The 13,040-nt window shown below is 49.1% G+C and carries 9 protein-coding genes; 1 reads left to right on the top strand and 8 read right to left on the bottom strand.

Annotation, left to right across the window (positions count from 1 at the left end; translation table 11 throughout):
* Positions 1-204 precede the first annotated feature (204 nt).
* Genes RCO25_RS08640 through RCO25_RS08630 form a run of 3 tightly spaced genes read right to left on the bottom strand, consistent with a single transcriptional unit; the run spans position 205 to position 4,437 of the window.
* Positions 205-2,604 carry an alpha-L-arabinofuranosidase C-terminal domain-containing protein gene (locus RCO25_RS08640; RefSeq protein WP_308995732.1) on the bottom strand — a complete coding sequence of 800 codons (2,400 nt, stop codon included), beginning with the start codon at positions 2,602-2,604 and terminating at the stop codon, positions 205-207.
* Complete coding sequence (locus tag RCO25_RS08635; RefSeq protein ID WP_308995731.1) at positions 2,601-3,509, bottom strand: family 43 glycosylhydrolase; 909 nt, start codon at positions 3,507-3,509, stop codon at positions 2,601-2,603. The genes RCO25_RS08640 and RCO25_RS08635 overlap by 4 nt, the downstream gene beginning before the upstream one ends.
* Before the next feature lie 4 nt (positions 3,510-3,513).
* A complete protein-coding gene (locus RCO25_RS08630) occupies positions 3,514-4,437 on the bottom strand; it encodes a glycoside hydrolase family 43 protein (protein WP_308995730.1) in 924 nt (307 codons plus the stop codon).
* Between the two features lie 144 nt (positions 4,438-4,581).
* Between RCO25_RS08630 and RCO25_RS08625 the strand changes: the two genes are divergently transcribed.
* Positions 4,582-5,376: a helix-turn-helix domain-containing protein gene (locus RCO25_RS08625; RefSeq protein ID WP_308995729.1), complete on the top strand. Its 795-nt coding sequence runs from the start codon at positions 4,582-4,584 to the stop codon at positions 5,374-5,376.
* A gap of 124 nt (positions 5,377-5,500) precedes the next feature.
* Here RCO25_RS08625 and RCO25_RS08620 read toward each other — a convergent pair whose 3' ends face one another.
* The 5 genes from RCO25_RS08620 to RCO25_RS08600 form a co-directional block, all read right to left on the bottom strand.
* Complete coding sequence (locus tag RCO25_RS08620; protein ID WP_308995728.1) at positions 5,501-6,739, bottom strand: immunoglobulin-like domain-containing protein; 1,239 nt, start codon at positions 6,737-6,739, stop codon at positions 5,501-5,503.
* Complete coding sequence (locus RCO25_RS08615) at positions 6,726-8,411, bottom strand: glycoside hydrolase (protein ID WP_308995727.1); 1,686 nt, start codon at positions 8,409-8,411, stop codon at positions 6,726-6,728. Before RCO25_RS08615 ends, RCO25_RS08620 begins: the two co-directional genes overlap by 14 nt.
* A 9-nt stretch (positions 8,412-8,420) precedes the next feature.
* On the bottom strand, positions 8,421-9,398 hold the full coding sequence (locus RCO25_RS08610) for a carbohydrate ABC transporter permease (RefSeq protein WP_374992087.1): 978 nt from the start codon (positions 9,396-9,398) through the stop codon (positions 8,421-8,423).
* A gap of 148 nt (positions 9,399-9,546) precedes the next feature.
* Complete coding sequence (locus RCO25_RS08605; RefSeq protein WP_308995725.1) at positions 9,547-10,446, bottom strand: carbohydrate ABC transporter permease; 900 nt, start codon at positions 10,444-10,446, stop codon at positions 9,547-9,549.
* Positions 10,443-13,025, bottom strand: coding sequence for a DUF5696 domain-containing protein (locus RCO25_RS08600; protein WP_308995724.1), 2,583 nt, complete (start codon positions 13,023-13,025; stop codon positions 10,443-10,445). The genes RCO25_RS08605 and RCO25_RS08600 overlap by 4 nt, the downstream gene beginning before the upstream one ends.
* Positions 13,026-13,040 lie beyond the last annotated feature (15 nt).

Here is a 13,040-nt window from a genome sequence, read left to right as displayed (position 1 = left end):
AACCTGGCTGAGGTCAGCTCCTGAAAATGGCGTGGCAAAATGGTGCCAGCAAGCGCGGGCACCTCGTCTGAGACGTTTCATATTTATCATGAGAATGAGTGATTTCCGGAATTTCCATTTTCACAAAAAAAGTAACCGGCCTACTTTGCGTGGCCGGTTACTTCTGCTCATAAGCTCCATAGACGTTATATCGGTTCAGACAGCTTATACCACTGGCATTTTGACTCTGAATACGGTAACGGAGTGCGCTGGAAACTCATGTAAGAAGCTGCTGCCTTCGAACGAGAAGTCGCGCTGAACCGGCACAATCTTCTGAGGCTGCTCGAAGCTGTTCTCATCCTTGAGCGAATGACCCGACAATTCGTAGCTTTCAACGCGGCGTCCGCCTGCCTCCGGCAAATCTTCAAACGCGATGTCCGCATATACGGCGACGTCCTGCATATTGACGACTTTGACGATTGTGTCGCCAAAATTGTCATCTACGCTTGAGGAACAGTAGATCGGCTGGATAAGGGGCAGCTTATCCTCCGTATCATGAATGAGCTTACCATTAATGTAGCTGCGAATCTGTCTTCCCGATACTTCGAGCGCGAGCTCATAGGTGACGTCATTCTCGACGGTGAACAAGCTTTGGGTTAAGCAGGAATTGCGACCGTTGACTCGGGAGCTAATCATGGAATCTTGATTTTGCCAGCCGCTAATTTCCCAGAACAACCGGTTATCATCGTCCGCACAGCCGAACGATATCACGAATCCTCTTGGTCCGTCCGTTCTCTTAGCCGTCATGGATAACGTATAATTGGTCCAATCCGTTACGCAGAGATGTGCCGACTGCTTGGCTGTGCCTGCAAGGCGAGCTTTCTCCGTATCCGACAGTTCGGCCGTCCAGCCCGTAAACGTTCGCTCCTCGCCTGAATCGTTATTCACGATCCTGACATTCGAATATATAACGCTGCTGGCGTCCGTGCCCAGCTCGATAGCGCCATTTATCGGCTTCGCCTCGATGCCTTGCGGCTTCTCGAAGCCGCTCGCTTCGATGCGAAGCAAACGGTCGCCTTGATGATGCATGAACAACTTCTGTACGTAATAATTCGCCGTTCCAAACACCTCATGGTTGTTGAACCAGATAAGGTCAGGCTTCCAGTTCACATAATCGACGTTGCAGAGCATAGGCGCATAGCAAGCTAGTCCAACCGCATGGGCATTACGCTCCAAGCCGATCATGAATGCCGCTTCTGCGAGCGCATTATAATAGGTGTTGCCCCACGAGGCGTATTCTCCCAGAAACACCTTTGGTTCATCAGCCTTGAACCCGTCATACCGATCGAAGTTGGCAAGAAACCACTCCGGAGATTGATAGTAATGCTCGTCCACTAGATCGGAGCCATTCTCTCTCGCCGACTGCCAGCCTCGCTCATATTCACCCCCGGCCGCGAACGGACCGCTGGAATTTATGATTTTCATCGTCGGGTACTTAGCCTTGATCGCTTGGTGGAAATAACTGTACCGCTCGAAGAACGGTTCACCGACCTCCTCGTTGCCAATGCCGATATATTCGAGTCCGAACGGCTCTGGATGACCAAGCTCGGCGCGGATAGCTCCCCATTCCGTCGAGAGATCGCCATTCGCAAATTCGATCAGATCAAGCGCATCGTCGATCCACGGGCCTAGTTCGTCAATCGGAACGATCCGTTTATGATGCGGGTCATACCCGCCTGGCAAGATAGGAATCGGCTTCGCGCCGATGTCTTGGCAGAATTGGAAGTATTCGTAATAGCCTAATCCAAGCGTCTGATTATATCGCCAATTGTTCCGTCTCGAAGGACGCTGTTCAACCGGACCGATTGTGTTCTTCCAACGGTACATCGAGTTGCGATCATCCGGGTTAAGCGAGCCGTCATGAACGAGGCATCCACCTGGAAAGCGCATGAACTTCGGCTTCAGCTCAGCCAGCAAAGTTGCAATATCTTCCCGCAGCCCGTTCGTACGTCCTAGGAACGTCCTAAGCGGGAACAACGAGACCATGTCTACATACAGGCTGCCCGAGCCGCCTGTCGTAATCGTCAGCCTGCTGCTGTAATTGGTTTCATCCACAGATATAACAGCCTCGTATTTTCTCCATTCGGACGAGTCCACCACAACAGTCGTTTCCCCGTGAACAACTCCTGCCTTACTTTCAATCGCTATGCGCACCGGCTCACTGAAGCTCTCATTGCGCCTCGCGTAGAAGGAGAATCGATAGTCTTCCCCCACCCTAACTGGAATTCCCGAATTAAAGCCCGAATTCGCGATTCCCACTCCATCGCCTGCCATACGAATAGTAATAACGGCGTAATGCCTGTTACGTTCATTCATCGGCTGTGAGTCCTCAATCCTGAGTTCAGCCTGTCCGCCGCCTCGTTCAACCTTCTCCCAATTGGTCAACGCATGGAAGTCCGGGTGATCGATCGGATCAAACTCGAACGAACGGTTGCGAACTAGCTCCGCATAGAGCCCGCCGTCTGCCGCATGGTTCAAATCCTCGAAGAAAATGCCGAACAAATCGCCAAGTTCAGCACCCCGTTGCTTCGTATGTATCGTAAGCTTTCCTTGTGCCTCACTCATTTGAAATTTCCTCCATCAACCGATATCCAGTGGTCTACACCAACGCTTGGCTTGCCATCGTTGAAATCGATTTTACTAATGCAAGTTTCGCGCAATACAGTACTCGAAGGGTCGATAAGCCGGTGATAGCATAAATACCAGTCGCCTTCATACTTCGCCATGGATGCATGGCCCGTTCCGGTGTAAAGGTCGGAGTGCCGCGTTACGCGGTTATCCTCAGGCGAATCATAAGGCCCGTAAATGTGGTCACTCGTAGCGTAACAGATTTGGTATCTCGGATCGCGGGTATCGTAGTTACTCCAGGTCAGCATATATTTCCCGTCTACCTTTTGCATATGCGGCCCTTCGTTATATATGCCGTTATCGAACACGTCCGGATCTTTGCCGCGAAGCTCATACAGCTGATTGGACAACAAGACTGGCTTCGTTTTAAATGAAATCATGTCGTCCTCAAGTGGAACGATCCAGCACTTTCCTTGACCCCATAACAAGTAAGGCTGATTGTCTTCGTCAACGAACAGGTCGGCGTCGATGCTCTGACAATCGTATTCGTTCTTCTCGATTAATGGCCTGCCAAGCAAATCCTTGAACGGCCCAAGCGGCGAATCGGATACGGCAACGCCGATCTGCGCCTCCGCAGAGAAGTACATGTAATACTTGCCTTTATACTTGTTAATACCGGGAGCCCATGCTCTTGTCTTCGCCCAGCTGACCTCGGTCAAGTCCAGCGCCAAGTACGGCCCTTCCCAGTGAATCAAGTCCTTGCTGTGGAAAACATGGAACTTCTCGTATAGCCATCCATCGCTGTCCTTCGTCGGATACAAATAATAGTTTTCTCCGTCTTGAAACAGGAACGGATCAGCCCATTCGCCGATCAAGGTCGGCTGTTGCAACTTCTTCTCCATAAAATCATCCTCCATATCGTTCTAGCAATCTATCGTATTCCAGCTTGGTAACGGGTATGACCGAGCCATGGCGCGGCGAAGCGGGCAAGGAGTAATGCTCGGGCAACGACCATATGCCGGAGCTCAAATCCGTCGTTTCGAGTGGAATGTAGCCACGATCCACGTATTCATCGATAAATGCGTACCACTTGTCTTCTGTGTTTGACTTGAAAATAATCGGCCCTTCACCTTGGCGTAAATAGGGCTGTTCAACGCTGCCATTTATAAGCTTAAAGCTCGGATCGTAGAAAGAGCTGCCTGATTCCAACATGATGTTTTGCCCTTTGCTAATCCGATACACGCTGCCCTGGGCTTCAATCATCGTCGTGTCGATGACCGAATACCCGTAATCCATGTATACTTTCGGCTTGCTGAACGTTACAAAATCCTTTGTTTCGGCTACCATCATACGATGGTATCGATCGGTATCCGGAAGACTGCCGTCCAGCATAGAAGCCCAAAACAAGTAATATACGTCCGAGCTGCTATCGCGGAATACTTCTGGTGCCCACGTGCAGCCTGCCCCCTCCGGCGCTAGCTCCACCATCGATTGATTTGACCAATCAACGAGATTCGAAGAGTTCCAAATCATAATCGAGCGGCTTCCCGCCGTGACTGCCCGATTCCAATCCCCGTTGCTGTGTATCCGCAGGTCGGTCGCAACCAAATAGAACGAATCGCCTAGCGGAGATCGGACGATATAAGGGTCCCGTACGCCCTTCTCCCCCATCGTAGAAACAAGAACAGGCCGTCCTCCGTTCAGCTCTCTCCAAGAGAGAGCGTTATTGCCTTCACTAAGCGCAAAATATACTTGCTCCCCATCCTCGTATCGCTCGCCCTTGAAATAAGCAAACAAATACCCCGCATACTGCTCCAAGTTAGCAACCATTGGTTTCACTCATCCTCATAGCTGAAATATAATCCATAATAAAAGCATTATCCCACCCTATTTTCCAACTTTATTATACAATCGTAAATGATGTATGATAGGTATTAACTGATTTATTGTCCAGAAAATAGCGGAGGGATAACAATGATTCAAATCAAGAGATGCGGCTACAATGTCACGCATGAAGAAGGGTTCATCGTCGACCGGCCGGAAGGATCCGGCGACTACTTGTTTCTGCTGTTCCGCAGCAAAATGGAAGTTGAATCGCAAGGAAAATTAATCGTCACGGAGCAAAACAGCTATATCCTGTATGGCAAAAGCAGTAAGCAATATTATAGAGCCATCGAGCAGCCTATGATGCATGATTGGTTTCATTTCGATTCCGATGAAATAGACATGTTTTGTCAGCAGCTTCAACTGCCGCTCGATACGGTCATGACGGCTCATGACCCTTTTTATGTTTCTAGAAAAGTAAGCGAGCTCCAAAGCGAGCATGTCCATAACGGCCCCTATAAGCGCGAGATTATGGACGCTACCGTACGTTGTCTGCTCATGAAACTAAGCGAAATGCGCAGCCGCATCGATTCCAACCATCACATTAGCAAGCATTATGATCAATTTATTAATCTTCGTAACGTGATCTACAATACGCCTTCGATTTCGTACTCGATCGATGAGCTGGCGGCAAGCATGAATATGAGCCGATCGCATTTTCAACAGCTGTACAAGGAAATATTCGGCGTGTCCGTCATTAATGACGTCATTCACAATCGGCTCGAATATGCTCTGCATCAACTAGAAAATTCCGATCACGATGTTAAGACGATCGCAGAGCTTTGCGGGTATGACAACGAGGTCCACTTTATGAGACAGTTCAAGAAGAGCGTGCACTTGACGCCGACCCAGTATCGCCGCAAATATCGATCTCCCGCAACGTGATGTTTTTACCGATAAGTTTAGCCTTTGACCGATCCTAGAGCGCATATCGTTAAAATGAAAAAGCCGCAAATATGCGGCTTACTAAGCGTATTTTTTTCATGCAAGACCCGTTTTTCTTGAACTGTCAACGGTGACTCAAGTATTTGGCGTAAATGGCATCGTACTCGGTTTTCGTTATCGGTATAACCGTTCCGTGACGGGGGCTGCCGGGTAAATCGTAATCGGTAGAAAGCGTCCATACGCCTGAGTCCAGATCAGTCGTTTCTAGCGGCAAATAACCTCTGGAACCGAATTCGTCGACGAACAAATACCATTTTTCTTCTGTATTGGATTTAAACACGGTTGGACCTTCGACGCCTTTAACGCTGCCGACGCCTTCTTTAATCATTTGGCAGCCGGGATCGAATACGGAGCCCAATACATCCTGAAATACCATTTTTCCGTAAGGTGATAACGGCTGATTGTCTCTTTCGTCTTTCGTAAACCTGTAGATCTTCCCCTTATGGGAGATCATAGTCGTATCGATAATGGAATACCCGAAATCCAAGTACACCTGCGGTTCAGTAAAGACATAGAAATCCCGGGTTTTGCTATACATTATTTTTTGATAGGCATTGCCGGCATGACTTTCATCAGTGAACAGCTTGGAGGCCCAGAACACGATATACTCGCCCGTTGCTTCATCATAAAAAACTTCGGGAGCCCACGTGTTGCCTGCCTCTGGTGGCGAAACCCCGACCATTCTTGGTTCGGTCCAATTCAGAAGATCGCTCGATTCCCATACCATGATGGATCGGCTCCCCTGACTTTGAGCCCGGTCCCAGTTCCAGTCTCCGTTTATTTTCAGATCAGTAGCAATCATATAAAACTTATCGCCTTCGGGGGATCGGATGAGAAAGGGATCCCTCACCCCTTTCTCGCCCATAGTGGACGTAAGTACCGGCCTCCCGCCATTCAGCTCTTTCCAGCGAAGCGGGTCGTTCCCTTCACTAAGCGCGAAATAGACTTGCTCTGCGTCCGGCGTCCCTTCTCCTGTAAAGTAAGAGAAGAGGTAACCCGCATAATCTTCCTTTGCAGGACCCGTTTTGACCGTTGCCTCAAACACTTTCTCCGCAGTTACACCATTTCGGGTGATGGTTGCCGTTAGCTTCACCGATTGATTTCCACTGCCGAACTGGGGACGGGTCACTTCTCCGGACGCCGCAATGATCTCAGGGCTTCCGGATTGCCAAGTTATCGTCGTTCCGTTCGCTCCTTTGACAGGCAAAGTCAAGTGGCCCCGCACATTTTCGATATTGTATACCGTCAGCGCTTCTTGGTCTAGTCGAACCGTATCTTCATCGCTTCTGCTATATCCTTGCATCGTCTGCCCCTCTCCCCGTTAAGGTAACGACAGACTTCGCGGGAATAACCGCTTCGAAGTTATGATCGTCCTGAACCGGAACGTCTTCACCCTGGGCAAGATCGTGGCCAGCTGACGTAATGTACGATTCCATAACCCCAATGGAACGGCTCTTGTCTATGCCTTTCAACGAAAGCTGAATACGCTTATCCTCTTCGCTGTCGTTGACGAACACAGCCGTAACCGTCTGTTCTCCTTCATGTACGTAAGCCGAGCCGAGCAGCTCGCTCTCAGCTCCCTCGTCCAGCCCCGTAAGCGCAATGCGCTCCGCGCCGGGACGTATAAATTTGCTGTAGTTGCCAAGAGCCCATAATATTTTGGATGTCAAAATATTTTGCTCGTCTCCTGCTTCATTAAAGTCGGTATAAATTAGACCGTCCTTGTAATTGACCTTGGACACCGCCGTCCACCACTGCCAAGCGGCCGCATTCGCCTTCGTCAAATCAAAATGAATCGTTCTGGCCACATACAAAGCGGGATCAATGCCGAGGTCGCGGCCGGGACCGTAATCGCCAAGAATACAATATTCCGACATCCAATATTTAGCCTCAGCGTCGTATTTCTTCATATTGGCATCCAGCAATTCTCTCAGCTTGCCGAGCCGGTCGTCTCCCGGTTTGCTGTAATCGGACCAATAGGAATGCGAAGCAATTTTATTGCCGATCGCTTCCCCCAGTTCGGGGTCGCCGAGAAAATCCTTAATATACTCCCGGTATTTTCCTGCTCCCAGGCTATTGGCCCCGCTTGTATATTGCCCGCCGCCCGCAAACATTTGATAATATTCGTCATCCAGCAGCGAAGTAATTTCCACGCCGTCTACAGCGCTGATTTGCGCATCGAGGCTGCTTTTCTTTAACTGACGGTGCAATTCGAGAATGACGCGCTTCAGGTCTTCATTGTTATAGCGGTTCCCTTCCTGCTGCGCACGGTTCCAATCCCAGGTCGGCTCGTTAATGGGACTGATATATTCAAACGTCAGACCTTCTTTTCTAAAGTGCTCCAATACATCGATTAAGTATGCCGCAAATTCATCCTCATAGCCCTCTTTCAAGTTGGTGGAGCCGACATCCGGGTCCGGTTGGGCGTGTCCGTTCTTCGTCATCCAGACTGGAGGGCTGTTCACGAATGCGATCAAAGAATCTACGCCGCGATCCTTGGCTGCCTGTAGAAACCACTGCTGGCCCGACTGCTTGTTCCAATCGTAATCGCCGGTCTCCGACATCTTGAACGCTTCTGCCCGCCGCCATGGATCGGGAATAATCGTCTGGTCCGTTTCACTCGAGCCTGCACCGATATTGAAACGCCATGCCGACAGCCCGATCCCTTTCTCCCTCGAAAAAAGCAGGTCTGCAACTCGATTTTTATTTTCTTCCGTCCATTGCTTGCCTAGAGGATCCATAGACCATGCATCAGACGCACCGAAGTTATCAATCGTTTGATAGCGGACTGATTCGTCTATCGATACATAAGCGTCCGGCGGTTTCGACTGCTGCACGGGTTCCACTGTCTCTTTCACGCTATTGGAGCTGTTGGAACTGCTAGGACTGTCAGAACCTCCCGATGTGAATCCGAAATACAAGCCGAGAACTGAAGTAAAAGCAACAAGTGTGATGACTATCAATTTTCTTTTCATCCGCCTCTCCTAACCTACTAATCCTGAGCGTTCAACGCTTTCTACAAAATGTCTTTGCACGAACAAATATAAAATAATAAGCGGAAGTATGGCCATCAGGACACTGGTATTCATCATCATGGACATAAAGAACGGATCCTGAACATAGGATGCTGTTGCCGCCTGTTCCCCTCCGCTAAGGAAAGTCGCGATTGCATACCCGGAAGAAGCCATCATCGAAGACATGACCTTCGGTTCATTCAAATACATATTCGTAAAGAAGGAATCGTTCCATTGCCATACGAACGAGAACAGCATGACCGTCACCATCGAAGGAATTGCATTGGGCAAAATAACTCTTCTGAAGGTTGAAAAATAGCCGGCGCCGTCAACGTAAGCGGCTTCTTCAATTTCTCTTGGAATCCCTTTAAAAAACTGGCGAAAAATATAAACGTACAACCCGGTTTTCACGCCCATGCCGAGTACCGCAGAAATGATAAACGGCCAGTAGGTGTTGATCAGATTGGCTGGCTCGCCCTTGATTAGCTCAATCAATCCGAACAGATCAAAATTTTTAAAATGTAAATAGAGCGGAATCATAATCGTATTGGACGGCACTAAAATTGTAAAAATAACTGCCGCGAACAAAAGGCCGCTTCCCTTAAACCTCACTCTCGCAAAACCGTATCCGGCCAGCACGCAGGTTATCGTTTGGAGCAGCATAACCGCGGAAGAGAGAAATAACGTATTGAGCAGCACGCGCGGATAGTTCATCGCTTGGAACACGAGCTTGAAGTTATCGAGCGTTAACGCCCTCGGCACCCAAATGACCGCAGAATCGTATAAATCATCCATACTTTTGAATGCAATCGATAACTTCAACAAAATCGGGTAGACGATGACAAATGATATGCCGAAAATAAGTACGAATCGGACGATGACCCATAACCATTTCTTTGCAAATTCAACCCAATAGGCAGCGGATGCCATACGATGCATGCGGTGCATCCGCTCTTCTTTCGTTGACCGTTGTTGTACTGCGGTTTCCGTCTTCATGTAATCTCTCCTTCAATGTTTGCAGAGCAAACATACATCGTAAGCATTCGCCTTCAATGTTTGCAGAGCAAACATACTTCGTAAGCATTAGCCTAAACCGCTAATCTTGGTAAAAGACCTTGCGCGACACAATCGACGTCGTGATCCACAGCACAAGCGCAATGACGGCAAAGTACATCCAGGCCATCGCGGCGCTGAGACCAAAATCGAAGCTTTTGAATGCCGTATCTACCACTAGCCGGCTTGTTTCATCGCTGATGAAGCTATCGATTATCGTGTAGACCAGATTTGTCAGTATCAACGGGCTGATCATAGGAAACGTAATTTTCCAAAAAGACTCGTAGCCGGTCGAGCCTTCGATCTTGGCAGCCTCGTATAAAGAGGGAGAGATCGACTGAAGCCCTGCAAGGAAAATTAAAATTTGGACGCCGGATTGACTGACGATCTCATAGATTCGGCTGACAGCCCCCGTCAAGTACTCGACAAAAGTAATATTTATCCCTGATTCGACGAGGATGACGGTGAGCTCCAAATTTTTCATAACGGACAAACCGCCGCCGGTTGTATCGTTCGCGCTTTGGACGACGGACTGCATCAAATCTCCGTTCTCGATACTAGCGATAATTCCCGATGCCAGTATAACCGGAAGGAAGAAGATAGCCCGGGCGAGCACTCGTCCTCTAAACTTCTGATTGAGAAGAACTGCAAAAAATAAACTGAAAATAATAATGAGCGGCGTGTTAACCCCAATATTCATCACGGATTCCGTCAATATCCTGACATACGATTCGTGCGACAGCAGCGCCTCCCGATAGTTCGACAATCCGATAAACTCCAGGCTGAAGCCATCATCCGTAACTTGCAGATTGCTTAAACTGTACCGGAACGAGGACAAGAGCGGAATCATAAACAGGAACAAGAAGCCTACAAACCAGGGAAGTATGAAATAAAGTCCGTAATATCTGTTTTTTTGTTCAAGCGAAAGCTTCTTGAACCTCATCGCTGCGTTTCACCTCCAACCCAATAATCCTTTGCCCCCACTATAATTCCGTCCACATTCGATTCTGTATCGTTATAATTGACGATAATCGTTTTGCCTTTTTCGAACGTCGTTTGATACACGCCGTCGGCCAGCATTCGATGATCGGCAATTATTTGGGACTGCACATCATGGAGAACATCGTTTAGCTCGCGATATCTTTGTGAAGCTTCATCGATCCATAGCCGGTAATCGGCAGAATACAAGTGATCGAACTCTGTCATCTTGATCGCCGACGAATCAGCATTAAACCATGTAAAATGCATAGCGGAGCCCGTTTCGAGCGCCTTCAGGAAGTTGTACGTAGAATCCTGATCGTCCGCCATGTTCCAGGCCGTTCCGGCGTAATTAATGTAACCGTGAAACACCGACTGAAAAAAAGGAACGGTTTCATCGGTAATGATAAATCCGCTGCTTGTCATCGGCGCATCTACGATATGCCGCGCATAGGCAGCCGCATAGGCGTTTCCGCCTTCCACCAATATTTCCTTGACGGAGCCGCTTATTTGTTGCAGCTGTCCACTCACGATCTCCTTCGCTTCTTCGCGATCGATGACATTGGAACGGTTAAAGTCGGAATTCAGCATGCTGCCAAGATCGCGCAGCGACACACCGCTCAGCTGCAGCTTCTCGTAATCGTCAATAAATCCGTTTACAATTTGGGGCAGCGAATTCGGACTAAGCACATAACCGGGCTCCTGTTCGTCTTCTTCCCTGAAGTTGGCAGCGCTGTACGGATAAATATGCGCCAGCTTGCCATTAATAAACCGGGAAGCCTGCGATTTTTTGAAACCGTCCGCGTTCGGAGCTGCTTCAAGAAAGGTTGCGTCAGGAAACAGCGAGATGTGGTTGGCATCAGCATAAGCTTTCAGTTCGTTCAATCCTTTGCTTCCGCCTAGCTTCTTATCGACGGTAATGGATTTCGCGAGGTCATGGATTATGCCGCCGTTGAACCAACCCGTATAACGCAGCTTGATATTACCGATTCCCAGATCCAGCATTTGACCCAATACGGATTCGGCCTGATCGAAGGTCGTAAGCGGCTCATAAGCGTTATAAGGAATGCCCAGGAAAAATTTCTTTTTCGGTATGCCGCCTATAAGCTCGGCATAGAACGGAACGCCTTCTTCATCCGTCAGCCTAGTTAGACCCGCTTGCTTGATCAAGTAATTGCGGTATTCCGTGGCCATGCCGGAGTAGCTGGCATCCTCGGCGCCGAGAAACCCGTATCGAACGCTAATATTGCCCTGGAAAGGCGCTGCTTGAAATTTCTTAACCGTGCTGGAGCGCCACCCGTTCGTCAGCGTAACCTCCTCCAGGTTACGGAGCTTAAAGCTAGGGGACACCGTGTTATAGACGTTAAGCCTGCCGCTTATGTCAGCCTCGACTGCTGCGACCGCATCCCCTTCTTCAATGATTCCGACGAATGCCCGGTCCTCGTATTTCATTCCGAATACAGGCAATCGCGCAGCTTCATCATTCTGAATTCGGATTTGCTGACGAATGGCCGAATCAGTCCCGTATAGTTCTTTACGGAATGGCGTGGCATACGTTTTTTCATTGTTAAAGCGGATCAGTGAACCCGAACCGTCCGGGACGAGCGTATAGCCTTCATCCTCGAGTCCGCTTGCACCAAAAAACGGCAGCAGGGATAGCGTTTGAATTTTCATCGATTCCGGGTATTCGACCCCGCCCGAATCAACCGTAACCTTCAACTGCTCTCCGTCAAGCCGATAATGGAGAGGGATCTTGACATTAAGATCGCTGGCAGCCGCTTCGCCAGACGCAGCGTTATCGATCGCTTTCTGCTCCTCGTCATATCCGATCTGTTCGAAAACTTCGGTTACCTTCTTTAATCCGACTCCCTTTAAAGAGGAGTCCCTTCTTTCGTAACGCTTCTCTTGCTCGTTATGCTTAAAACGCTTTTCAACTTCTCTTTTGTCTCCCGAATCTTCGATCTTGTCCAGGATGAGAGTTTGAAATCTTTCCTCGCTTATATATTTAGGGATCGTGTCGATATCGCTTTTAACTTCCCCTAGCGTATAAACGATGTTCAAGCCGTCGCTTACCTTCTCAATGACATATTGGCCGCTCTGAACGCTGTGCGTATAATTGTCATACTTTACCGAATTTCCCGCAGCGTCCAAATAAGAAATCTCGACCTGCACGTTCAGCTTTGCTTTGTTATAGCCTGTGGCGATCGGATCTTGTTCACGATCTTGCGGATTGGAATACCAGATCGCCCCACTTCGCTTGTCCTGAACCGCGATTTCCGTCGTTGTATTGTTGACGTACAAAATCAAAAATTCATTCTCGGCCGCCTTATCCATACCTTCGGCTATACTCGCCGCCTTGCCGGAATCGCCGCTCGCAACCGTAGACTCGGCAGTCTGCTCGTCGACCGGCGCGGACGCGGACGCTGCCCCAGCCTCTGAACCTGCCACCGCCCCGGATGCAGGTTCCGCGAAATTGGTGCCTTGGGATATAAGCAAGCAGCCGATAATAACTGCTGTCATGATGATCGCAAGCCTCCGCTTCACCGCTTGGCCCCCTTT

The sequence above is a fragment of the Paenibacillus sp. LHD-38 genome (assembly GCF_031157315.1).
In the GTDB taxonomy this organism is placed as follows: Bacteria; Bacillota; Bacilli; order Paenibacillales; family Paenibacillaceae; genus Pristimantibacillus.
The sequence above is the reverse complement of the archived record's forward strand: the minus strand, read 5'-3'. Positions and strand labels throughout refer to the sequence as shown.